We start from the raw sequence: 1,429 nt of genomic DNA, 5'->3' as shown, positions 1-1,429 counted from the left end.
AATTTAAAAATAGCAAAAGATAGTGCTATAGTTGCAGACAATGTCAATCAAATAGCTAATGATATCTTAGAAGATGCTAGGAAGAAAAAATTCTAAATAAGTTAAACCCTTAATGGGTTTAACTTTGATACTCTATTAAATCTACATTTTACATTCAAGCCCACTATTAGAAATACCAAACAAATATTAATTAATTAAAAATAAAAAAATTATTTTTTTAGGATAAAATACATCCTTTTTAAAAACACATAAAGGAGATACATTGTTTTCAAATTTAAAAATAGGGACCAAAATAGTTGGAGTTGTAATTTCCATAGTAATGCTAGGTATTATAATCTTAGCAAGTATTTTTTCCATACAAGCTTCAAATATCTTACACACTGAAGCAGATAAACTACTTCAAATTAATGCTTTTAGATATGCAAATATCGTCCGTGGAGCAACAGAAAGTGTTTATTCAACTTTACTAGGAGTAGAAGATACTATAAAAAATACTATTTCAAATGAAAATAGTATTGATGATACAGAAGTGCAAAATATTTTAGAAGGTGTGCTTGATTCAAATGAAAAAATTGCATATATGTATGTTCATTTTTTTAATACCCCAATCAATCAAAATACCAACCCAAAACTACTTACAAATCAGCATAAATTTTTAATGTTACTTCATGATACTTCTTTAAAAACAGAAGGCGGCGTGCAATTAGTTCAAGCATATGATGCATTTTTACAACAACAAAGTATTAATAATGCTATATCAACACAAAAAGAATCAATAGGAAAACCTCAAATTTTCAACATCAATGGTGAAGAAATTTTTGCATACAATATTGTAATTCCAATCTTTAAAAATGGAAATATTATAGGTGTAGTTGGAGCTTTAGGAAGTTTAACGCATTTTAGAGGAGAGCTAACAGATCCAAAAAGAAGTATTTTCAAAGATGATCAAAGATTATTACTTGGTGCTGAGGGTCTAATAGCAGTTAGTCCTGTTTCTAAATTTACAGGAAAAAGTATTTCAGAAGCAAATCCTCATCCTAGTGCAAAAACATTAATACAATTACAAAAAGATAAAATAAATACTGTTTTTGACTTTACTCGCGCAAGCGATGGAAAGAAAAATAGAGCAGCAATAGCTACTTTTGATCTTTGGGATAACTCACAAGATGCTTGGTCTATTGTGACTATGGCTCCAGTTGATTCTATACAAATGCCTATTACAAAACTTATAACAACCATAGCATTTATATCTCTTTTTGTTATTTTAGTAATTGTGATAATAGTATTTGTATACATAAACAAAGCAGTAAGCTCAAGAATTGTTAATTTACAAAACAACCTACTGCACTTTTTTAAATTTATCAATCATGAAACCAAAGATACTATTTTAAGTAAAGATACTAAAAGCAATGATGAGTTAAGTATCATG

The 1,429-nt window shown here is 27.9% G+C and carries 1 protein-coding gene; it reads left to right on the top strand.

The window, feature by feature from the left end; all coding sequences use genetic code 11:
- Window positions 1-262: 262 nt before the first annotated feature.
- The coding region (locus tag L8X38_RS08355; RefSeq protein ID WP_263661765.1) for a hypothetical protein at window positions 263-1,429 on the top strand (1,167 nt) is incomplete at its 3' end.

Origin of the sequence: Campylobacter sp. CNRCH_2014_2452, from assembly GCF_025772865.1 — a bacterium.
Taxonomy (GTDB): domain Bacteria; phylum Campylobacterota; class Campylobacteria; order Campylobacterales; family Campylobacteraceae; genus Campylobacter_D; species Campylobacter_D lari_D.
This window is presented reverse-complemented; position numbering and strand designations above follow the sequence as displayed.